This is a genomic window from Aeromonas sp. R7-5 (genome assembly GCF_040908015.1).
Lineage (GTDB): Bacteria > Pseudomonadota > Gammaproteobacteria > Enterobacterales > Aeromonadaceae > Aeromonas > Aeromonas caviae.
Genome location: NZ_JBFOCZ010000021.1, coordinates 51438 through 73828 on the forward strand (window position 1 = coordinate 51438; position 22391 = coordinate 73828).

General features: G+C 63.5%; 18 protein-coding genes, 3 tRNA genes and 1 other RNA gene. 6 read left to right on the top strand and 16 right to left on the bottom strand.

What is annotated here, in order from left to right; genetic code table 11:
* The first annotated feature begins 26 nt into the window (after nt 1-26).
* Nucleotides 27-593 (top strand): pyridoxamine 5'-phosphate oxidase family protein, encoded by a 567-nt coding sequence (locus tag AB5Y53_RS07460; RefSeq protein ID WP_069784797.1) that lies wholly within the window; start codon nt 27-29, stop codon nt 591-593.
* Between the two features lie 59 nt (nt 594-652).
* Here the strand turns inward: AB5Y53_RS07460 and AB5Y53_RS07465 are convergent, their stop codons facing one another.
* From AB5Y53_RS07465 to AB5Y53_RS07540, 16 genes are all read right to left on the bottom strand, one after another.
* Nucleotides 653-1849, bottom strand: a complete 1197-nt coding sequence (locus AB5Y53_RS07465) for a Bcr/CflA family multidrug efflux MFS transporter (RefSeq protein ID WP_010674385.1) — start codon at nt 1847-1849, stop codon at nt 653-655.
* 52 nt (nt 1850-1901) lie between these two features.
* The gene (locus AB5Y53_RS07470) at nt 1902-3590 is read right to left on the bottom strand and encodes a hypothetical protein (protein ID WP_368181503.1); all 1689 of its coding nucleotides are present in this window, start codon (nt 3588-3590) and stop codon (nt 1902-1904) included.
* A 69-nt stretch (nt 3591-3659) separates the two neighbouring features.
* On the bottom strand, nt 3660-4922 hold the full coding sequence (locus tag AB5Y53_RS07475) for a hypothetical protein (RefSeq protein WP_368181519.1): 1263 nt from the start codon (nt 4920-4922) through the stop codon (nt 3660-3662).
* 106 nt (nt 4923-5028) lie between these two features.
* Entirely contained in the window at nt 5029-5589 is a 561-nt protein-coding gene (locus AB5Y53_RS07480; protein ID WP_368181504.1) for a hypothetical protein, read from the bottom strand.
* A 47-nt stretch (nt 5590-5636) separates the two neighbouring features.
* Entirely contained in the window at nt 5637-7061 is a 1425-nt protein-coding gene (locus tag AB5Y53_RS07485; RefSeq protein WP_368181506.1) for an FAD-dependent oxidoreductase, read from the bottom strand.
* A gap of 74 nt (nt 7062-7135) precedes the next feature.
* Nucleotides 7136-7975 carry an FTR1 family protein gene (locus tag AB5Y53_RS07490; protein WP_368181507.1) on the bottom strand — a complete coding sequence of 280 codons (840 nt, stop codon included), beginning with the start codon at nt 7973-7975 and terminating at the stop codon, nt 7136-7138.
* Nucleotides 7975-10944 (bottom strand): YncE family protein, encoded by a 2970-nt coding sequence (locus AB5Y53_RS07495; RefSeq protein WP_368181508.1) that lies wholly within the window; start codon nt 10942-10944, stop codon nt 7975-7977. Before AB5Y53_RS07495 ends, AB5Y53_RS07490 begins: the two co-directional genes overlap by 1 nt.
* 4 nt (nt 10945-10948) lie before the next feature.
* Complete coding sequence (locus tag AB5Y53_RS07500; protein WP_103261862.1) at nt 10949-11398, bottom strand: hypothetical protein; 450 nt, start codon at nt 11396-11398, stop codon at nt 10949-10951.
* 118 nt (nt 11399-11516) lie between these two features.
* Nucleotides 11517-12002 carry a YqhA family protein gene (locus AB5Y53_RS07505; RefSeq protein ID WP_368181510.1) on the bottom strand — a complete coding sequence of 162 codons (486 nt, stop codon included), beginning with the start codon at nt 12000-12002 and terminating at the stop codon, nt 11517-11519.
* 82 nt (nt 12003-12084) lie between these two features.
* Nucleotides 12085-12786, bottom strand: coding sequence for a peptidase (locus AB5Y53_RS07510; RefSeq protein WP_368181512.1), 702 nt, complete (start codon nt 12784-12786; stop codon nt 12085-12087).
* A 31-nt stretch (nt 12787-12817) separates the two neighbouring features.
* The gene (locus AB5Y53_RS07515; protein ID WP_368181513.1) at nt 12818-13618 is read right to left on the bottom strand and encodes a transglutaminase domain-containing protein; all 801 of its coding nucleotides are present in this window, start codon (nt 13616-13618) and stop codon (nt 12818-12820) included.
* Nucleotides 13615-14541, bottom strand: coding sequence for an alpha-E domain-containing protein (locus tag AB5Y53_RS07520; RefSeq protein ID WP_039038937.1), 927 nt, complete (start codon nt 14539-14541; stop codon nt 13615-13617). Before AB5Y53_RS07520 ends, AB5Y53_RS07515 begins: the two co-directional genes overlap by 4 nt.
* Nucleotides 14535-15971, bottom strand: coding sequence for a circularly permuted type 2 ATP-grasp protein (locus AB5Y53_RS07525; RefSeq protein WP_010674397.1), 1437 nt, complete (start codon nt 15969-15971; stop codon nt 14535-14537). Before AB5Y53_RS07525 ends, AB5Y53_RS07520 begins: the two co-directional genes overlap by 7 nt.
* A gap of 358 nt (nt 15972-16329) precedes the next feature.
* Nucleotides 16330-18042: a hypothetical protein gene (locus AB5Y53_RS07530; RefSeq protein ID WP_368181515.1), complete on the bottom strand. Its 1713-nt coding sequence runs from the start codon at nt 18040-18042 to the stop codon at nt 16330-16332.
* A gap of 237 nt (nt 18043-18279) precedes the next feature.
* Nucleotides 18280-18355: transfer RNA gene (locus AB5Y53_RS07535), tRNA-Asn, on the bottom strand.
* A 2-nt stretch (nt 18356-18357) separates the two neighbouring features.
* A tRNA-Asn gene (locus tag AB5Y53_RS07540) sits at nt 18358-18433 on the bottom strand.
* A gap of 467 nt (nt 18434-18900) precedes the next feature.
* Here AB5Y53_RS07540 and dauA point away from each other — a divergent pair.
* The 5 genes from dauA to hcp1 form a co-directional block, all read left to right on the top strand.
* The gene (dauA, locus tag AB5Y53_RS07545; RefSeq protein WP_124245056.1) at nt 18901-20637 is read left to right on the top strand and encodes a C4-dicarboxylic acid transporter DauA; all 1737 of its coding nucleotides are present in this window, start codon (nt 18901-18903) and stop codon (nt 20635-20637) included.
* A 270-nt stretch (nt 20638-20907) separates the two neighbouring features.
* Nucleotides 20908-20995: transfer RNA gene (locus AB5Y53_RS07550), tRNA-Ser, on the top strand.
* A gap of 54 nt (nt 20996-21049) precedes the next feature.
* Nucleotides 21050-21179, top strand: a non-coding RNA gene (locus AB5Y53_RS07555) — RtT sRNA.
* 33 nt (nt 21180-21212) lie between these two features.
* On the top strand, nt 21213-21866 hold the full coding sequence (locus AB5Y53_RS07560) for a hypothetical protein (RefSeq protein WP_368181516.1): 654 nt from the start codon (nt 21213-21215) through the stop codon (nt 21864-21866).
* Nucleotides 21867-21891: 25 nt separating this feature from the next.
* Nucleotides 21892-22391 (top strand): type VI secretion system effector Hcp1 (gene hcp1 / locus AB5Y53_RS07565; RefSeq protein ID WP_368181517.1); only part of this gene is annotated, 500 nt, incomplete at its 3' end.

Consider the following 22391-nt stretch of genomic DNA (forward strand, 5'->3'; position numbering starts at 1 on the left):
GGTTCCAGGCACCAGGGAGAGGCAAGATGGGACAACTGTTCGAGGCGCTTTCGCCGCGCCATGTCACCTTTATCGAGGGGCAGAAGATCTTCTTCGTCGGCACGGCAGCCGCGAAGGGATCGGTCAATCTCTCCCCCAAGGGCGGGGATTCGCTGCGCGTCCTCGATGCCCACACCCTGGCCTGGCTCAACCTGACCGGCAGCGGCAACGAGTCCGCGGCCCAGGTGCTGCAACAGCCGCGCATGACGGTGATGTTCTGCGCCTTCGAGGGGGCGCCGCTTATTCTGCGAGCCTATGGCCAGGCACGGGTGCTGCACCGCACTGATCCGCAGTGGCCGTCGTTGCTGGCGCTGTTCCCCCCAAGTGTCGCGGCTCGCCAGATCTTCCTGCTGGACATTGAACGGGTCCAGACGTCGTGCGGCATGTCGGTGCCTCTGTATGAGTACCAGGGGGACAGGGAGGATCTTGCCAACTGGTCGGCCCGTCAGGGCCGGGAGGGGATTGAGGCCTACTGGCGCAAGAAGAACCAGCTAAGCCTGGATGGGCTGGAGAGCGAGATCCTGGCTCGTAGCGGGTTGCAGGCCGATGACTGAGGCCTGCGCCCCGATGGAAAAAGCCCTGTCCATGGACAGGGCTTTTTCATTGCAGGGCATCAGGGGACGCGCTTGCCGCTCAGCAGCCAGTAACTGAGGGCCGACCCCAGGCCGCAACCGGCGATGGCGATGGCCATGGGGAGCGGCGATTCAGGGGGATTGAGGTTGACCAGCACCCCCACCAGGGCCCCAAGACCAAAGCGCAGGGTGCCCGCCAGCGCCGAGGCGGTGCCTGCGGACTGGGGGAAGTGGCCCATCAGGCCGGTCATGGCGTTGGCCCCCACCAGGCTGATGTGGCCGACGAAGAGCACGACCGGGATGACGATGCCCCACAGGCCGCCAGTCTGGCTCCAGGCGTTGTAGATGAGCAGGGCCCCGGCGAGCGGCAGCACGGTCAGGCCGTATCGCAGCATGCGCTCGGCACCCACCCCTTTCACCAGCCGGCTGTTGGCGAAGGTGACCACCATCATCAGCAGGATGTTGAGGCCAAAGAGCCAGCCGTAGTGCTCGGTCGGCACCTTGAAATACTCGATGTAGACATAGGGGGAGGCGCTCAGGAAGGCGAACATGCCGGAGCTCGACAGGGCGCCGCACAGCACATAGCCCATGGCACCGCGGTGGGAGAGCACCCCCCAGTAGTTGCGAAGCACCTGCCCGAGTCGCAGGGGCTGCTTGTGCTCGGGCTTGAGGGTTTCCTCAATCTTCCACTGCATCACCAGGCAGATGAGCAGGCTGATGGCCACCAGCAGCCAGAAGATGACCCGCCAGTCGCTGTGAGCGCTGATGTACCCCCCCACCACGGGGGCCACCAGAGGGGCGAGGGTCATCACCAGGATGACGAAGGACATGGCGCGGGAAAACGCATCCTTCTCGAACAGGTCTCTCAGCAGGGCGTTGACCACCACCGAGCCAGCCGCCCCGCCAGCTGCCTGCAACATGCGCCAAGCGAGGAGCTCAGGCAGGGAGTCCGCCATGGCGCAGCCCACGGAGGCCACGGCAAACATCGTCAGGCCCGCCAGGATCACCGGCTTTCTGCCGAAGCTGTCGGCGAGCGGCCCGTAAAAGAGCTGGCCGATGGCAAAGCCCCCCAGGAAGGCGCTGATGGTGAGCTGGGCGCCGTCGATGCTGGTAGCCAGATCCCGGGCGATGGCGGGAATGGCGGGCAGATACATGTCCACCGCGAGGGGAGTCAGGCCCGCCAGGGCACCGAGCAGGATGAAGAGGAAACGGGGGGAGAGGGAGCTGGCTTGGGGCATAGGGTATCCGAGTCGTGGGCTGGGCCGGGTTAAGAGGCAGGTGTTGAGTCTATCAGTTTTGGCGGGCGCGATCAGGTGCATCCTGCCCGATGCCCTTTTGTCGGGTGTGGCGCCAGAGCAGCCAGAGCCAGGCAAGCCATCCGAGCAGGGAGAGGGCATTGCCGGTGCGCTCCGGCCAGCGTGCCGCCAGGGCCAGGGTGAGGCTGTGGTGGCCTGCCGGAACCCAGAGTTGCATCAACCCCTGGCGATTGGCGCTCACCGTCAGCGTCAGGTGCCCGTCGAGGCGGGCCTCCCAGCCGGGGTAATGGTATTGGTGCAGGACCAGCCGGGTCGGTACCCGGGCCTTGACCTCCAGCGCCAGGGCGCGGGGTTGCCAGCGGGTCAGGGTCCAGCTCGCGCCTGGCGGTTCGGCGCTGACGGGCGGCTGGAACTCCTCCTTCCAGGCGAGCAGGGTCGGGGCGAACATGCCTCCCGGTACCTGCCTTGGCCTGTATTCCCGGGCACTGCGCTTGCTGTCGAACTCGAATGCCATGGCCTCCCGTTCGGGGGCCTGGGTGAGGGGGGCGTGACGCACATAGGCCAGGGTGGAGAGGAGGGTCAGCAGAAATACTCCCCACCAGAGCCCCTGCCGGAGACGATGGGGCTGGATGCCGAGCGCCACCACGGCGACCGTGGCAAGGGCGAGCACCAGGTTGAGCCGCCAGGGAAACTGCACCCGTTGCAAGGGGGGAAGCAGGCTCCAGAGAGGCTGGCTCGGGGGCAGCATCATCAGGAAGGCGACGACGCCGATCGCCCCCCAGCACAGCAGCTCGGGGTGGCGCGGCTCCCGGGCGGCGGCCCAGGCGATGAGCAGCAGGGCCAGGGTCAGCATGCTTTGCCACGCCAGGTGACCGCGAAAACGCCAGTCCTCCCAGGCGCTGGGCAGGCGGTCGAGAAAGTTGCGCCTGTAGTCGAACATGCCGCCGCGCATCAGCTCCATGGAGATGGCCCCCTGATCCGCCAGGGCGGGCAGCAGCAGGGCGGCTGCCATGCAAAGGCCCACACCCTGGGCGCCGAGGGCTTGCCAGCAGGGCGTCAGAGTGCGGGTGCGTCTGGCGAACCAGAAGGCGCGCAAGGTGACCAGCCCCATCATGAGTAAGAGGCTGGGGAGGTGGGAGAAGGCCAGCAGCGCCAGCCCCAGGATCAGCAGGGGCAACCCCTGAGGTCGTCCGCGGTGGGCGAGATCCTGCCCCAGCAGGATAAGGGGAGCCCAGGTGAAGGCCCAGAACTCCGCCAGGGCGAAGCGGGCATAGAGATCCATGGCGACATGATAGGGCAGCGCCAGATAGAGCAGGCTGGCGGCCAGGGCCCGGCCAGGGGGCGTGGTGGCACGCAGCCACAGATAGGCAAACACCCCGGAGAGCAGCAGGGCCAGGGTGGCGCTGCCAAGCAAAGGGTAGATGGCTTGCTGGGGGTGGGCACCGGGCCCGGCAAAGAGGGCGCTGACGTAGTAGGGGAGCGGGGGATAGAAGAAGAAGGTGGGGCTGCCGAAGCCGCCGTTCATGGCCATCAGCCAGCGGGGATAGAGTTCCCCCTGCCAGAGCTGACGGGCAAAGTAGTGGCCGGAGAGCAGGTGATGAAACAGATCGTGTCCCTGGCTGCCCCCCTGCCACCAGAGCGGCAGCATCAGCAGGGCGCAGGCCAGCAACAGGGCCAGCGCGACCCGGATCCCCTCCCCGGTTCCGCTCGTGTTTCTTTCCATTGCACTGGTTCCTGACAGACCCGGCTGTGAGTGTAGACGAGTCGAGCGATGCCTTCGCAAGCGCCCGGTTCAGCGGGGCAGGGCGAGCCAGAGGCCGGGTTCGGCGTGAAAGCGGGGGGCAAACCAGAGGGTGTCATAAGGGCTTGGCAGCGCCTCTGCCCCCAGGGGGCGGCGGCTAAGGCGGCAGGCCCCCTGGGTGAGCGCAAGGGCGGCATCCCCCCGGTACCAGCCGTCGGTGACGGGCAGGGCCGTGGTTTCGCGCAGCAGCCTCACCCCCCACTGGGTCACCAGCGCCGGGCACGCCTGCTCGGCCACCTTGGCGGCCCGGGTCATGGCTGGCGCCGCCGGCGGGGTGAGGGTGCAGAGCAGCAGCAACAGGGCTCCCAGCATGGCTGGCAGCTCGCCCCGGCGCGGCAGCCAGTCTGCCAGCAGCACCAGGCCAAGCAGGGTGATGGGCGCGAGATGGCGGGGATTGTCCGGATTCTGGCCAAACAGGGTCCAGAGCAGCAGAACGAGCCAGTAGAGGGGCCAGAGCACGGAGAGGGCTGGATTGTGCTCCTTTGAGCGTTGCCAGAGTGGCAGTACCAGCAAGGCTCCCATCAACAGGGGCCAGAGCGGGGTGAGCTGCTCGTTGAAGGTGCGGGCCCAGCTCAGCAGTCGATCGTCGTGGGCCGCCGCCGTATTGCCCCAGAGGGTAAAGTGACCGTCGGTAAAGCGGCGCCCCTCGCTGAAATAGGCCCAGCCATCGGCCTGCCAGACAAACAGCAGGCAGGCTAGCCCCACCAGCGCGATGGGGAGCACAAATCTGACGCGCGCGCCCTTCTGTGCCATCCCAAGCCACAGGGGCAGCAGGGCCAACACGAAGTAGGAGGGACGCAGCGCCAGCATAAGGCCCAGCAGCAAACCCGCCAGCGCTATCTTGCGCTGTTGCAAAGCCAGCAGCGCGGCCAGCCAGGCGGCGAGCGCAGGCCCGTCGGACAGGCCGGAGAGCGCCAGGGTCGGGGTGAGCGGCAGGGCCAATACCAGCAGCCAGACCGGCGCCAGCAGGCTGGGCCGCTGCCACAATCTGACCGCGAGGAAGGCGGCGAGCGGCGCCAGCAAGCTGCTCCCCAAGAGGCTTGCCCACTGCACCGCGCGGGCCGGCTCGTCCACCGCCAGATTGATCAGCCGCGCCAGCCAGATAAAGGCGGGGTAGCCCGGAAAGTGGGGGGAGAACTCCAGCACGCTGAAGCGTACCACCCCGTGGGCGAAGTTGAGGGCATCGTCGGAATCGAGCGACACGGGGAAGGTCAGCAGCCAGCCAAGCCAGGCCAGTTGCAGCAGGAGCAGCAAGTAGAGTCGATTGGCGAAGCGTAATCGGCCGTGGCGACGCCCCCCTTCTCCCCGTGCGGGGGAAGGGCTGGGGATGAGGGGGGCAGTCGTCATCGATGAGAGGCCATCAAAGCGGTGCCAGCACGGCCATCAGCGCTTTTTCGGCATCGCTAAAGGCAGTGGCATCGGCAGGCTTGGCACCCACCCCGAACACTCCCGGGTTGCCGATGGCATCGAGCACCTTGGCCAGCGCCTGTTCGGCGGCCTTGCGATCCCCTTCATCGAGGGAGGGGAGGATCAAATCGAGGAAGCGCTTGCTCTTGACCACCAGCACCTTGGCGGTCTGGTAGTCGCCAAGGTTCTGGCTGGCCCCCTCGAGGCGGCGCTCGATCTCCGCCTTGTAGGCCCGGTTGAGCAGGGCCGCGGTAGTGGCGGCGTCTTTGGCCTTGATGGCGGCGGCCAGCGGTGCTTGCAGCTCGACCTTGTGGTGCTGTTCCAGATAGGTCAGCTCCTCGGCAATCTCGCTCAAGGTGGCGCTGGCATCCTTGCCGTCAGTGGCTGCGCCCAGCAGTGCCTCGCGGGCATCGATCAGCGGCTCCTTGCCGGCGGCGGCGTAGGAGTAAGCCTGCGCCTGCCCGCTCAGGGTCAGCAGCAGGGTGAGGGCGAGTAAACCCGGGCGGATGGTCATCCTGTTCTCCTTACTTATGCCAAGAGGTTATGCCCATGGCGCGGCACTCAGGCCACGCTCTGGGTTTCGATCACGGTATTTTCGTTGCGATGATTGAAGATGGCGTGGCGTCTGTCCACCCCGTCGATCACCATGTCTGCGGCCATCATCCCCATCTCCATGGCGGTGTCGGTGAAGATGTAGCGGAATGTCCCCTGACGGCCGGTCATGATGAGGTTGCCTATCGGCATCAGCGCCTTGATGGCTTCGTTGCGGCGGGCCTGATAACCCAGATCCATCAGCGGATAGGCGTATTCACTGCGCGCTTCGAATGTCTCATCGCCGAGCTTCTGGGTATCGACGCCGAGGCTGTCGAGATCGGCGGTGACCCGGCCGCGCAGATCAGAGAGCGGTGCCTGCCAGGTGGCATCCCCCGGATTGCAGGGGATCTCCAGCATCACCGAGGTCTGGCCTTGGGGCGCCATAAAGGGGCTGCGGCGGCGGGGCTCCTGCAGACGGGTGGCCAGAATATGGGGGTCGGAGAGGTACTGCCAGGTGTTGTCCGACAGGTTCTCCTGTTTGAGGGGCATATTGACAAAGCGAAGCGACCGGTAGTGGAGATCGCACGGCAAGCCCAGGTGCTGGCAGGTGAGCGGCAGCGGCAGGGTGGAGATCACCTGATCAAAGCGCTCGCTCTGCTCCACATTATCTTGTGACCAATACACCCGTTCAATGCGGCCATCGGCCTGCTCGAGACGGGTGATGGTGGCGCCGGTCTTGAGTGTGACGCCCTCTGTCACCAGCCGCTCCCCCAGGGTGGTGAAGATCTGGCCAAAGCCGTACTTGGGATAACGATATTTGCGGGCATAGGTGCGCACCGACATGCTGCCGTTGCGCCTTGGCAGCAGGCGGCGCGCCACGTCTTTGAGATCGATCAGGCTGATGCGCTGGCCAGCCCAGTCGGCGGAGAGCTTGTCCGGGTTGATGCCCCACAACTTGCCGGTGTAGCCCTCGAAGAACTGGCGGTAGAGGGTGCGACCGAAGTGGCTCTGGATCCACTCGGCAAAGCTCGCCTTGGCAAAATCGGTGGGCTTCCTGGCAAAGGGCAACAGCAGCAGATCCTTCACCGCACCGGCCATCAGGGCCAGCGGCGCCGTCTTGAGCAGGTTGGGCAGGTTCAAGGGGTAGTCATAGGTGCGCCCGCCAAAGCGGATGACGCTCTTTCGCTCGGCGTGGAGCAGGTCGTCCCCCATCAGCTCGTCGATAAAGGCGAGCAGCTCGGGGTTCTTGGTGATGAAGCGGTGGCCGCCGTAGTCGAAGCGATACTCCCCGTCGCGCCCCTTGAAGGTCTGGGTGGCGCACATGCCGCCCACCACGCTCTCCTGCTCGAACAGGGTGACCGCAAAACCGGCCTGGCGCAGGCGCCAGGCGGCCATCAGGCCGGCAGGGCCGGCGCCCAGCACCGCAATGTGCTTCTTGTTGTTGTCGTTCATGAGTGTTCCGAAACGGCGTGATAGCTGGGGGAGCGCGCCTGTGCGCGGCTCCCGAACAGAGTGTTATCCCGGGCTCAGCCCCTGGTCGGGGCGGCGCTCCCCTGGGGGCGATAGCTGCGATGCCAGAGGGTGACAAAGATCATGAGGTAGCAGGCCCAGGTCAGCAACTGCAGGCCGGCCGGTGAGGCGTTGTAGCCAAACAGGGCGCGCAGGAAGGTGCCGAATACCCCCTGATCGTCGAGGATGTGGCTGATGTTGAAGACAGGCGTGGTCCAGAAGGTGATGACGTCGGCTGCCTGCAACATGTTGACGGCGGACGAGAGCAAGCCTGCGGCGATGATGATGATGAGCAGGCCGGTCCAGCGGAAGAAGGGGGCCAGCGCCACCTTGCGGGTGGAGCGCAGCAGCCCCCACACCAGCACCACAGAGACCAGCAGCCCCGCCAGCGCCCCCATCAGCCCCTGGTGCAGATCCACCCCTTGCCCGGAGTAGACCAGGGCCGAGAAGAAGAGCACGGTTTCAAAGCCTTCGCGCATCACCGCCAGAAAGGCGAGCAGCACCAGGCCAAACAGGTTGCCACCGTCGATGGCGGCATCGATACGCGCCGTCATGGCCCCCACCTGGGATTTGGCCTGCTTTTGCATCCAGATAGCCATATAGGTGAGCACCAAGGTGGCGAAGATCAGGATCCCCGCCATCAACAGGTGGTTGTAGCGCTCGCTCTCGAACTGGCTCACCACCACCTGGAACAGGAAGGCGACGATCAGGGAGGCGACAAGGCCAAGCCCCACCCCCAGATAGATGAATTTGTTGTAGCGGCTCGCCCCCAGCTTGGCGAGGTAGGAGAGGCAGATGCCGACCAGCAGGAAGGCTTCCAGCCCCTCGCGTAGGGTAATGAGAAAACTTGCGAACATCAGGATTGAGGCTCCGTATCGGGCGTGACGGGGAGGGGCAGCAGGGTCAGTTGCAGCCGATTGAGTTGCACTATGGGCGGCTCCGGCAAGCTCGGCTCGGCGGCGCGCACCGCATCATTGACCCACTTGGGGTAGGTGCGGAAATTGAGTTTGATATCGGCCTTGAAGGGCCCCAGGGCATTTGCGGGTAGCGGCCAGGCTTCATCGCGCCAGCCATCGGCCGGGATGCGGGTATCTTCCAGCAGTTTGGCGTAACGCCAGAACTTGAGCCCCACCGGCTTGCCATCGGCATCGCCGAACACTTTTCTGAACAGCCGTGCATCCTCAGGGACGGCGCCGTTCACCGGCTGGCCGCTTTCAAGCACCAGCTTGCCGCTGGCGTCGGTGACGGTCAGCTCCAGCCAGAGTTCACGGAAATCGGCGACCCCGGTGGGCAGGGCGTGGCCGGCGCCGGTATTGGCGACTCTCACTACCAGCGCGGGCTGGCCACTCTGGTTTTCAATGCGGGCCGAGAGGGTGGCGCTGGAGCGCAAGAGCGCCAGGCTTTCCTGCTCGAGCGTTGCACTTCTCAGCCCCACCAGCTGATGCTGGGCGCCGGTAAAGTTGTGGCGATAGAGCCGTTCTTTCACGGTGCCGTTTTCGGTGGACTGGCCCGCCACCGGCGCGCCGCCGTTGCCCGGCTCCGGATTCATATGGCAGTCGATGCAGGTGCGCCGCTTGGCGGGATCCTCCGCCTTGGCGAAGCTGGATTTTTCCCACTCGTCCCAGGTGTTGACGATATTGGCGCCGGTGCCCGGGGCAAACTCGTTGTGGCACGACTTGCACAGGGCCGCGTCGCGGTAGAAATCCTTCTGGTAGGAGGCCTTGTGCATGGCGGGGCGGGCGTTGATCTGCCGCTCGGCCAGCCAGTGCTGGAGGCTGCCGCCGGCGGCATCCTCGAACACATAGCTCTCGCGGTCTTTCAGATTCACGGTAAAGGCGCTGTTGCCGCCGGCATCCTCGAGCCGGGTGATGCGATGACAGAGCACGCAGCCGGTGCCTTCTTCCACCACGGGCTCGCCTTTCTGGTGGGCCGCAATGAGCGAAGCACCGCCCTGCTCGAACATGTGAGAGCCCTTGGGCAGATCAGTCTGACCGTTTATCACCTGCTGGGGCATGTGGCAGCCCTGGCACCACTGGCCGAAGGCCTCCCCTTCGGTTTCGCGGGCCAGCGCCTGCACCACCTTGTAGTAGGGGTGGGAGTTGCCCATCAGCCGGTGGTTGCTCTCGCTCCAGTCCTTGAACGCCTGTTGGTGGCAGTTCTGGCAGGAGGCGGAGTTGAGCCACTCTTTCGGGTGGGTGGTTGGCGCCTTGGCAGGATCCCTGCGCGGGGCATCGAGCCTGAGCCAGTTGGCCAGATAGGGGAGGTTGCCGTCACTGGTCACGAAAGCGTGCAGATCCTCCATCATCGCCTGCACCTCGGGATGGGGCCTCGCGGGGTCAACCGCATCGGCCCCATCGCGGGTGTCATGACCCATGCCACCCTGGGTCTGCTGGGTCATGCGCAGGTATTCGCCGATAAAGTCCCCCGCCACCATGTTGGCGAGGTTGGCGTGGCCGTTGATGGCGTTGTCACCGCTCTTCTGGCGATGGGCCGCCATCAGATAGCGGTTGGTGAAATTGAACCCGTCCAGATGGCAGGAGTTGCAGCTCATCCAGTTGTCCCCCGCCATGGGGAAGCGGCTGTTGGCGGCAGTATTACCCAGGTTGAACAATCGCTCACCGCGCTGAAGCGCTTCGGGGCGGGGATCGGTCTCTACCAGTTTGGCTAAGTGGGGCACATCCACGGTGACCCGGGCAAACGGGCCGCTGCCGCCGCTATTGAGACGGGTGAGATCCTGCCCCATGACGTTGTGGACCAGGATATGGTCGCCATCGATCAGCAGATCGCGCGGATTCTGGCCCGGCAGGTGACGCAATAGCTGGGTCGCCTTGGCGCCCCCCTGAAACTTCTTGCGGCGGTGGCGGTTGCTGTTCTGCTTGCCGCTGCGCGACAGGTCGAACACCAGCAAGTCTTCGGAACCCGCCAGGGTCAGGTAGACCCGCTTGCCATCGGCGGCGAAGCGCGCCGCGAACGGGTTGGAGACGATCTGGCTGCGGTTGCCGACACTGGGCAGGTTGATCTGCAAAAAGAGCTGTTTTCTTTCATCGACCCGCTCCTTCTCTTCATCGAGATCGATGATGGAGACGGCCGGGAAGACGGTGCTCTGAAACTGGAAGGGGTGATCGAAACTCCACAGCACATGGGGCAGCCAGGCTTCGCTGCCATCGGGGGCGAGGGCGATGCCGTCCAGCAGGCGCGGCAATCCCTGGGAGTCGCTCGGGGTATCGCTGTGGGTTTCCGCCAGGGTGATGAGCTTGGGCTTGGGCAGAGTAGCCCCCTTAGCGTCTTTCTCAAGCTTGGCAAGGTCATAGATGGCGAGCTGGCCGGTCATGGCGTGGGTGAGCAGCAGGCGATCGTCGTCGGTCAGTGCCAGCCCGCGGGGAGTCTCGGCGGTTTTTGCATCCAGTTGGAGGTTGCCCGTGCTGTCATAAGCCTGAAGGCGCCCTCCCTCGAACAGCGTGACCCAGAACCAGCGCCGCTTGGGATCGAAGATGACGCCATAGGGCCTATGGCCGGTGGAGATCGCCTTTTCCAGCTCGAGTTCATCATCCAAGAGCAGCAGGCGATCGCCGCTGTAATCGGTGACCAGCAGGGTGCCGTCATCGGCGCGGGCCAGCTGGCGCAGGTCGCCCCCCAGCTGCACCTCGTTGAGGCGCTTGCCAGTGCCCCGCTCGAGCAGGGTGACGGAGCCGGCACTCTGGTTGGCAGTGACGAGGCGCGGGGCGCTCCCCTCGTCATAGGCAATCATGGCGGCGCCCATCTCCCGGGCCGAGGCGGTCCCCAGCAGCAGGGCGGCCAACATCAGGGATAACAACAGCTTCAACATAAGATCAGGTGCGCCATTTCAAGATGGTCCAGCGCCAGGCGTGGCGCAGCACCAGGGGCGTCAACGCGAGGGCGCTCAGCCAGTGGGCCCAGCTGGCAAGGTTGCCGAGGCTGTCCCCCGGGGTGCCGTGCAGCACCAGCACCAGCCCGCTTGCCAGACAGACCAGCAGCAAGGCTTCGATGATGCGCCCCGTGGTGCGCAAAAAAGGCTTGCGGCTCTTGCGCAGCAGGCTGCGATGGGAGAGCCAGAAGGCGCCAAACAGCAGGGGAAACAGGGTGAGCGAGAGGGCGACGTGCAAAAACAGGTTCCAGCGCGCCAGGGACCAGGTCGGCGTCAGGGGTTCCCACAGCAGCAGACCGGAGAAAAACATCAGATAAAGGGCACCCTCGGCCGCCTGATGGTGATAGGCCAGCCACTGCCAGCATTGTCGTGGTGAGAGGGAAAGACTCGTCATGGGTGCTCCAGCTCCCGGGCGGTTCAGCCCGGGGCGAGCAAGTTTACAATGCAGTAAGGGTAATGAAAAGAGTTATCAATTCGGCTCTTGATGAATAGACCCTGAATGGCGCCGGGCCCTATTTGTGCTCCGCCAGCCGCTCGGTCACCGCATAGATAAGTGCCGCAGTGGAGAAGGCGAGGAAGACGATGACCGACCACTTCATTTCGATCTCGTTGCCGGTGCCGTCGTTGAGAAAGGCTTTGAGCACCTCGATGCCGGCGATGGTCACCAGGGAGTTGATGACGATGAGTTTGAGGGATGCGAAGTTGATCTTGCTGAGCCAGTTGTCGCCGAGGGCCGCTCGCTGCTCCGGGGTCTTGATGAACTGCACGTAGCCGCAGATGGCCACCAGGATCAGCATCTGGGCCACCAGCACGAAGTCCACCAGGGTGAGTACCCCCGTGATGAGATCCAGATAGTGGATGTCGATGATGTCGCGGCACAGCACATAGAGCTGCATGGCGAACTTCACCATCAGGAGGGCGACACAGATAAGGATGCAGACATAGAAGGGGAACATCATCAACCGGCTGCCGTTGAGCATGACGTTGAAGCGGCGCATGGGAAACTCCATCGAAAAGGAAGGCAGCCAGAATATCCGGAAAGAAAGGAGCGGGAAAGCGCCTTGGCGCCTCCCGCCCGGCCTAGAGGGGGAAGGTGGGAAGGCCCTGGAACAACTGCTGCAACCCCTCGCCCCAGGCCTTTCGCAGCGCCACGAAATGGGGGTTCTGTTCGGTGATGCGGTGCTGGTTCGTCGCCGAGAAGCTGCCCTCGTGATAGACCAGGGCATCCAGGGGCAAGCCCACCGACAGATTGCTGCGCAGGGTCGAGTCGATGGAGATGAGGGCGCACTGCAATGCGGTCTGAAGCGGCGTCTCATGGTGGATGATGCGATCGATGATGGGTTTGCCGTACTTGCTCTCACCAATCTGGAAGTAGGGGGTGTCGGCGCTCGCCTCGATGAAGTTGCCCTCCGGATAGATGTGGAACAGACGGTGGCACTCCCCCCGGATCTGTCCCCCCAGCAGGATGTTGCAGCCGAAGTTGATATGGCCCTGCTGCTGACCCCCATCCCGGCTGATGACGGTGCGTATGGTCTGGCCGATGAGGGCGGCAGCCTCGTAGAGGCTGGGGAGGGCAAGGAGCTCCTGCCCCTCCGTCAGCAGGCTGATGACGCTCTGGGTGGTGGCCAGATTGCCGGCGCTTTGCAGCACTATCACCCTGTCCTCCCGGGTGAAGAGGTGCAATTTGCGGAAGGTGGCGATGTGATCCACCCCCGCATTGGTGCGCGAATCGGACGCAAACACCATGCCGTCTTGCAGGCACATGGCGACGCAATAGGTCATGACCGCACTCCCGCCAGGACTCTCCCGGTCTTCATTGCTGCTGTCCATCCAGGCGGGTCACCTGCGCCTGGCTCTGCAACTGTTCGCACCCGCCGCCATAGCGCACGCCGCGCACCGGACAGGCATCCAGATAATCCATGCCGACCGCGAGCTTGAGGTGCTCGCTGGTGGAGCTGGTGAGGTTGGTGACGTCGAACGTGTGCCAGCGCTCCTCGATCCACACCTCGGCCCAGGCGTGCATCGCCACGTGGCTGTTGTCCTGGCTGTAAAGGTAACCGCTCACGTACCGGGCCGGCAGGCCGGCGTGGCGGCAGCAGGTCAGGAAGACATGGGTGTGGTCCTGACAGACGCCGCTGCCCGAAGCAAGTGCCTCGTCGGCGCTGAAGGTGGCATCCGTGCTGCCGGGCTGATAGGGCATCAGCACCAGGATGCGTGCCATCAGGCTCTGCAAGGCGGCCAGGGTCGGCTCCTCTGGCAGGCAGGCCTTCGCGAGATCCTGCAGGGCCGGGGTCGGGCGGGTGAGGGGGGTGGGCCTCAGGTAGCTCAAGGGAGAGATGAGGGAGGACTCCTCATCTTCCGGGGCGTCGTCGCAGATCTCCACCTCCCCGTGGGCGCGGATCAGGATCCCCTCGTGGGGGGACTCCAGGCTCAGCACGTGCAGTATGTTGCCGTAACCGTCCGTGGTGCAGGTGGCCTCCCCCGGCAGCTCCAGCTCCCAGGAGAGGATCTGCTGGCGGGCCGTGCTGTGGGGGGTCAGACGCAGGTACTGGGTGCTGCGGCGCACCACGTCGGCATAGTGGTAGCGGGTCTGGTGATCGATGATGAGTCTCATAATACCTCCAGGTAGGCGGCGTGGATGCTCTGGCCGATGGCGCCGATGTCGCTGAGGAAATCACTCAGGTACGCCTGCATGCCGAGGGCAAAGACATCGTCGATGGCGCCATAGGTCAGATGGGCGTTGAGTATGGTGGTCAGGCGCCGGGGCGTCTGACCGGCGTTGCCCTCGATCTGGGCCAGGATCAGCTCCATCTCGTCGAGACAGGCCCGCAGGGAGCGCGGCACTTCATTGCGCAGGATCAGCAGCTCGGCGATGGAGGCATGGGAGAGCGTCTTGTAGAGGGTCTGGTGGGCCTCGTAAGCGCCCACTGACCGCAACAGGGCGTTCCAGCGGTAGAACTCGCGCACGCTGTCCTCGTCCTCCCGGATCACCTGATACTTCACGGTCAGGATGCGTGCCGTGTTGTCGGCCCGCTCGATGAAGGTACCAAGCCGCAGGAACCAGAGCACGTCACCGCGCATGATGGTGCCATAGGTGGCGCCGCGAAACTGGTGGGAGCGCTCCTTGATCCAGTCGAAGAACTCCTGGGCCTGGCCGCTGGAGAGCCCCGCCTGGCGGCGCCGGCGGATCTCTATCCAGGCGGCGTTGATGCTCTCCCACACCTCACCGGGGATCTTGCCCCGCACGGCGTGGGCGTTGTCCCTGGCCATGCGCAGACAACTGAAGATGCTGCTCGGGTTCTCCTCGTCGAAGCAGAAAAATTGCAGCAGGTTCTCCATGTTCACCTGGCCGTAGCGGGCCAGGAAGGGCTCGTGAGTGCCGCTGATGGTGAGGGGCGCCACCAGCTCGCTGTGATCGGCGTCGATGGAGGGCATCAGCGACATGGTCTGGGTGACGTCCAGCATGCGCGCCGTGTTCTCCGCCCGTTCCAGGTGGCGGGACATCCAGTAAAGTTCGCTTGCGGTGCGGCTCAGCATGGGCTGCCCTCCATGACCCAGGTGTCCTTGGTGCCACCACCCTGGGAGGAGTTGACCACCAGGGAGCCTTCGGTGAGGGCGACCCGGGTCAGGCCGCCCGGCACCAGGCGCAGCTCCTGCCCCGTGAGGACGAAGGGGCGCAGGTCGATGTGGCGAGGGGCAATGCCGGCGTCGACGAAGGTCGGGCAGGTGGAGAGGGAGAGGGTCGGCTGGGCGATGTAGTTGTCCGGCCGAGCCTTGAGCAGCTCGCGAAAACGGGCCAGCTCCTCGCGACTGGCGCAGGGGCCGATGAGCATGCCGTAGCCGCCGGCGCCATGGACCTCCTTGACCACCAGCTCCTCCAGATTGGCCAGCACGTGGGAGAGGGCAGCCGGCTCGCGGCACTGCCAGGTGGGCACGTTGTTGAGAATGGGATCTTCCCCCAGATAGAAGCGGATCATCTCCGGCACATAGGGGTAGATGGACTTGTCATCCGCCACCCCGGTGCCGATGGCATTGGCCAGCACCACACCGCCGGCGCGGTAGACCGAGAGCAGCCCGGGCACGCCGATGAGGGAGTCCGGGTTGAAGGCGAGGGGATCGAGGAAGTCGTCGTCGATGCGGCGATAGATGACATCCACCCTTTTCAGCCCCGTGGTGGTGCGCATCAGCACCTGACCATCCTTGACCACCAGATCCGCGCTCTCCACCAGCTCCACCCCCATCTGCTGGGCGAGGAAGCTGTGCTCGAAGTAGGCGCTGTTGAAGCGTCCCGGGGTCATCACCACCACGCAGGGGTTGTCCACCGGGCTGCTCTCGCGCAGGGTCTGCAGCAACAGGGCCGGGTAGCGCTCCACCGGGGCGATGGGCTGGTTGTGAAACAGCTCCGGGAAGAGGCGCATCATCATCTTGCGGTTCTCCAGCATGTAGGAGACCCCGGAGGGGGTGCGCAGGTTGTCCTCCAGCACATAGTACTCACCGTCGTGGTTGCGGATGATGTCGACCCCGGTGATGTGGACATAGGTGTCCCGGTGCAGGTCGACCCCCTGCATGCAGGGCTGGTACTGGGCATTGGTGAGGATCTGGGCAGCCGGGATCACCCCCGCCTTCAGGATGCGCTGATCGTGATAGATGTCGTGCAGAAAGGCATTGAGGGCGGTGACGCGCTGGCGGATCCCCTTGTCCAGATGTTGCCACTCTCGGGCGGGAATGATGCGGGGAATGCTGTCGAACGGGATGAGGCGCTCGGCGCCGTCCCCATCCCCGTAGACGTTGAAGGTGATGCCGACCCGGCGAAACAGCAGGTCGGCCTCTTCACGCTTGCGCTCTATGCTCTTCTCGTCGGTCTGGTGCAGCCACGAGAGGTAGGCGTGGTAATGATCGCGAAACTGGTTGTCGGTGAGCAGCATCTCGTCGTAACAACCGGGTCCGGGGGGCTTGATGGGCAGCATAGGCAACTCCTTGTGACGTCCCTGCGTACATCACAAAGTGCAAGGGCTGTGCCAGCCAATTGAGTCGCTATGAAGGCCAGTGTCAGTAATTTTTTATTGAAAAATCATATGGATGACTTTTATGTCATCACGGGGCAAGGCAGGGCGCACCAGAGTGGTACCCCATAGAGGGTAAGCCTGCGCCATCTTGTGGCAACAGGCCATGAGGGCAAGGGACGGGCGCATCGGGATGCGGGGGCGGAAGGCGAGCGCCCTTGCCCCGAGGTGGGGCAGGGGGATAAGAAAGAACCCGACCGATGGCCGGGCTTGGGGGGATTCAGGCACCGGGAGTGGAGGGGCGGCCTGCTGGCCCCAACGTTCAACCTTCTGGCAGGGGATCATGCAGGGACGGGGCCAGGGCAATCCAGGCCGAAGCCAGGTCCGGGCTGCCCAGCGGCGTCGCGGCCATGAGGTCACGAACGTCAAACTCGTCCGGCACGCGGGCGGCGTGATGTTCCCAGACATGATCCAGCGTGGCTTCCTGCCGTGCGGGCAGGGCGGCAATCTCGGCGGGGCTGCAAAGCCCGTGGTGCAGGAGCTGGGGAGCATAATCGAGCATGAGCTGCTCCCGGCAGGCCGTGCGGATGTCGTCCCTGCTCCCCAGGTGGAGCAAGGCTTCCAGGTTGCCAGCAAGCCAGCCGAGGCGGGCCGCCTCGCAGCCGAGGTCGTGCCAGGCGGCCAGTTTGTCCGTCGCGTCGGCCAGTTGCTGATTCATCTGTCGGCGCATCCGCAGCAGCAGTTGGCTCAGGGGAGTGCCGTCATCCAGGGATTCATCAGGCCAGGCCAGAATATCCTTCGCCACCTTCATCAGGACGGGCATGCTGTCTCCCTCGGCGGTGCCGACCAGATCGCACAGTTGCAGGGTAGGAGCGATGCGATTTCGCAGGAATTTTCCCTGGGCACCACACCGCTGCATGCAATGTTGCAGGGAGGTTCGCATCAGTTCGACGGCGACGGCCTTGACCAGGCCTGCATCGGTCTGAAAGCGGGAGGAGTGCCGTCCATCCGGCAAATGTCGTTGCTTTATCCCTTCGTACAGCGCCATGGCGGCCAGCCCCGTCACATAGGCACGAGTCAGTATCCGGCGGTGCAGGGCATGGTGCGCCAGCGGTATGACCCGCCCGTTGTGGGCGTGCAGCGGTCGTTGCTGCGCGTAGTGAATGGCCAGTGCGAGGCTCAGTTTCAAGCCGGGGATCAGGGAGGCGGTCAGCACCAGTTTTCCCCACTCAACACGGCGCAGGGAGCTGAAGAAAATGTCGCGTTGGCTGGCAAGACGAGAGTGAAAGATGCCCCCAGCACTGATGTCGTGCTCATGACCCCTGAGCCATGCCCAGCGGGGGAGCGCCACCTGCTCGAAGGTGATGATGGCGTGATCCACCACGTCGAAGTAGGGGAGGTCGAGCACGTCCGGGCTGGAGACGCTGACCCCCTGACACAGTGCGCCACGGACGTCCCGGCAGGGCACCAGAAAGGGATGAATGCCACAGTCTTGCTCGCCGACCCACAATCTGGCCATCACCACGCTGCTCTTGGGTTGCCCTTCCAGGGCGATGTAGGGCATGAACTTGGCGGCATGCCGATGGGGCGTATGGAGGATAAAACCGTCAGTGGCACAGTCGTAGCGGACTTCGGTTGCCATGCTCATGGCATTGTTGCCACAACCCAGTTCGGTGACCAGATAGAGCCCGTGAGTGCGCAGGGCCAGAGCCTCCTCAATCTGGCCGATGATCTCCGGATGGTGCCGATCCCCCAGCTCCAGCAGCGTGCCGAGATAGAGATTGTAATGACTGGCCAGCAAGGGGCAGAGCCCCCCTTGCCGGGTCAGGCAGGGAGACTCCATCAGGGTGAGGAGGGGGGCCAGGTCGTCAACGATATCCTCTTGCCCGAGTGCAGCCGTGCTGGCGACAGTGTGGAAAATCCGGTAGATGGCCCGGGTCCGTTGTGCCTTCTCGAGTTGATGGAGAGCGGGGAACAGGGGGTCGTTGAGCGCCAGAGCATGCAGGCGACTGGCCAGTGAAGCAGGGTGTGACATGATGGCTCCTTGACTGGATAGATCCAAATGGACCTTTTCGAATCAATTATAGTTTTTGGGATCTCTTTGACACCCTGGTGACGAGCCTGGTGATGAGTAAGGGCCGTCATCGAAGGCCATGGGGAATCAGGAAAGCAAGCAGGTGGCGGTTTGGCGCGCCATCGGGCAGGGGGGGCGTGGACAGGCCCGGAAGAGCAGATATGAAAAAGCCCAGCCAAAAGGCTGGGCTTTAAAATGTGGCTCCCTCGACAGGACTTGAACCTGTGACATACGGATTAACAGTCCGCCGTTCTACCGACTGAACTACGAGGGAATTGGCTCCTCCTACTGGACTTGAACCAGTGACATACGGATTAACAGTCCGCCGTTCTACCGACTGAACTAAGGAGGAATAGCCTGTCTCGTCGAGACGGGGCGGATATTAATGGCCCATCTCCTGGGTGTCAACCCGCCTGTCGGCGTAAAAAATGGCTTTTTGGCCCGTTTGCCCAAAACTTGGGCAGCGCGGACTATTTTCAGCACAATCAGGAGCTTGAGATCGCGCCTTCGGTCGGGTTGTGCCTGCTTGGTATCATGATTCCCGCATACTGCCAGGAGGAGGCGTGGTGTCGTTCATCCGCAGAGTACCGTGCCCAGGGAAACCTGCCGTGGCGGGAAACGGCGTTGATATTCGGGGTGTCACCGACAATATTGCGCGCTCATGGCCATTTCTTGATCCCGCCCATCGAATTATCTGGCCGGGTCGGGTATGGTTGCCTTCGATACCATCGCCGCGTCGACAGCTCTGCCGGCCCTTGATGATGATCGGGTGCCGGTTCACCCCGGCCTTTGTCTCCCTCTTCTGGTATTACCCTAGACATGCACAATCAAGCTTCCTTACAAGGCGTGAAGCTGGCCATCGCATTGCGCCAATCCTGCATTGACGAACCCTACAGCGTGGCCCGCTTTGGCCGCGACCTCATCGCCGGCATCACGGTCGGCATCATCGCCATTCCCCTTGCCATGGCACTGGCCATCGCCAGTGGGGTGCCGCCCCAGCACGGGCTCTATACCGCCATCATCGCCGGCATCGTCATCGCCGTGACCGGGGGATCCCGCTTCTCCATTTCGGGCCCCACTGCCGCCTTCGTGGTGATCCTCTACCCGGTGGCCCAGCAATTCGGCGTCGGGGGCCTGTTGATGGCCACCCTCATCTCGGGCTGTTTCCTGGTGGCCATGGGCATGGCGCGTCTCGGGCGCCTCATCGAGTACATTCCCCCCTCGGTGACCCTGGGGTTCACCGGTGGTATCGCCATCGTCATCGCCACCCTGCAGATCAAGGATTTCTTCGGCCTGCAGGTCCTGGAGATGCCGGAAACCTATCTGGGCAAGGTACAGGCGCTGGCCCATGCCCTGCCAAGCTGGCAGTGGGGGGACACCCTCGTCGGGGTGGCGACGCTGGCGGTGCTGCTGCTCTGGCCGAGATTGCGCCTGCCGGTACCCGGCCATCTGCCCGCCGTGCTGGTGGGGGTGGGGCTCGGGTTTGGTCTGCACCAGTTCGGGGTGGACGTCGCCACCATCGGCAGCAAGTTCAGCTATACCCTGGCCGATGGAACCCAGGGCATGGGCATTCCCCCCATCGCTCCGACCCTGGTGATGCCCTGGGCGCTGCCGGGGCCGGACGGGGCACCGGTTGAGTGGAACCTCGCCGCCATCGAGCGGCTGCTGCCCGCCGCCTTCTCCATGGCCATGCTGGGGGCCATCGAATCCCTGCTCTGCGCCGTGGTGCTCGATGGCATGACGGGTCGCAAGCACAGCTCCAACGGCGAGCTGGTGGGGCAGGGCCTTGGCAACATCCTGGCCCCCTTCTTCGGTGGCATCACGGCGACGGCCGCCATCGCGCGCTCCGCCGCCAACGTGCGGGCAGGTGCCACCTCGCCCATTTCCGGTATTGTCCATGCGCTGGTGGTACTGGCTGCCATCCTGGTGCTGGCTCCCTGGCTCTCCTGGTTGCCGCTCTCTGCCATGGCCGCCCTGTTGCTGCTGGTGGCCTGGAACATGAGCGAGGCCCACAAGGTGGTGGATCTGGTGCGCCGGGCGCCCAAATCCGATGTACTGGTGCTGCTGGTCTGCCTGTCGCTGACCGTCATCTTCGACATGGTCATCGCCATCACCTTCGGGGTGATCCTGGCCTCTTTGCTGTTCATGCGCGAGATAGCCAAGATGACCAGGCTGCACAACCTGGCGGATCACAAACGCTATGCCAGCGAGGTGTCCCCCTCGACCCTTGTCTACAAGATCAACGGGCCACTGTTCTTTGCCGCCGCCGAGCGGGTCTTTGACGAGTTGCTTGCCCAGGTGAAGGACCACAAGGAGTTGATCCTGCAAATGGAGGCGGTCTCCATCCTGGATGCTGGCGGTCTCACCGCCTTCCAGCAGTTCGCAAAACGCATGGCCAAGGCGGGGGTCCGTCTCAAGGTGGCTGAATTGCAATTCCAGCCCCTCAAGACCCTGGCGCGGGCCAAGGTGCGTCCGGTGGCGGGAGAGCTGGAGTTCTACGGCTCGCTGGAAGAGGCGATTCGAGGAGAACATTTGCACGAAGCGGTTGAAAATTGATGGAAAGGTATAGGAAATGGCATATTTTTAGTCACTTGGTTCGCTTATTGAGCAAACAGTGGCAAAAGATAAAAAATTGCATTGACCGCCTCGCGCCTATCCCTTACATTACGCCCCGTTCCAGCGCAACGGCGCAGCGAATTCGTGTTGGCTGAACACGTTAAAGCACAGACCAAAATTGGGTGCGGTGTCCGAGTGGCTGCCCACCGACGAAGTCGGCAAGATGCACGCGCAGCGTGCTCCGAAAGCCACTTCAAGCAGTGAAAATTTGGTGAGGTGTCCGAGTGGCTGAAGGAGCACGCCTGGAAAGTGTGTATACGGCAACGTATCGAGGGTTCGAATCCCTCCCTCACCGCCAAATTGCAAAAAAACCGACCTCATGGTCGGTTTTTTTGCTTTGGGGAAGTGTCATCAGCTCATCTCGAAGAGGGGGGTGAGAACCCTCGCCGGGTTCGAGCAGAGCAGCTTGCCGGGATGAACGGCCGCAGGCCGCCCCGAAGGGGTGAGCCACGCAGTGGCGAATCATCCCTCCCTCACCGGATAAAACAAAAGGCCCCGTCGAAAGACGGGGTCTTTTGTTTTATCCGGTGATGGGCGGCTCGGTTCAGGCCCTGGTTCGAGAGGCGGGCAGGATAGCCCGCATGGACGGCCAGAGGCCGTTCGCAGGGCGAGCGCCAGGGACGGCGCGAGTCAATCCCGACCCATTCTCAGATGTTAAAACCGACCTGATGGTCGATTTTGCTTTGGGGGAAGCATTTTCGGCTCACGCGGAAGAGGGGGGAGTGCCCCGTCGGGTTCAAGCAGAGCAGCTTGCCGGGATGAACGGCTGCACGCCGTCCCGAAGGGGTGAGCCACGCAGCGGTGAATCATCCCGCCCATACAGCCAACTAAAACAGAAGGGCCATCGCGAGACAGGCCCTTTTGTTTTAGTTGCCGACAATCTGATCATGCCTGTGATGGGGGTGGCTCGCAGGCGAAGCGGAGATTCCGCTGGCCTGGTTTGGGGAAGCTGCGTGAAGGTAGAGATAAACTCCGCCACGCGCAATATGTTGCATTCATGCCAGTCATTTATGCTGCATGTGCAAGGTTTCATGGGTAAATGCATTGATTGCGCAACTTGTTGCGTCATGGTGCCGGTGCGCGAATCGGTTTTATATTCAACTATCTGTTTTAAAACAAAAAAATGTATTGGCATGGTCACTGCTAACGGATTCGGACGAGTGTCATAACCGTTCAACCATCAGGAGCAATTCCATGCCAACTCCATGTTATATCAGCATCGAAGGTCAAACCCAGGGCAACATCACCGCCGGTGCCTTCACCTCCGATTCCGTCGGCAACATCTTCGTGCAGGGCCATGAAGACGAGATGCTGGTACAAGAGTTCCAGCACGTCGTCACCGTACCGACCGATCCGCAATCCGGTCAGCCGGCGGGTCAGCGTGTCCACAAGCCGTTCAAGTTCACCGTTGCCCTGAACAAGGCCGTGCCGCTGATGTACAACTCCCTGGCCTCCGGCGAGATGCTGCCGAAAGTGACCCTGAAGTGGTATCGCACCTCCGTCGAGGGCAAGCAGGAGCACTTCTTCAGCACTGTGCTGACCGATGCCACCATCGTTGACATCGACTGCCAGATGCCCCACTGCCAGGATCCGGCGAAGTCCGACTTCACCCAGCTGATCCAGGTCTCCATGGCCTACCGCAAGATCGACTGGGAGCACACCGTTGCCGGCACCTCTGGTGCGGATGACTGGCG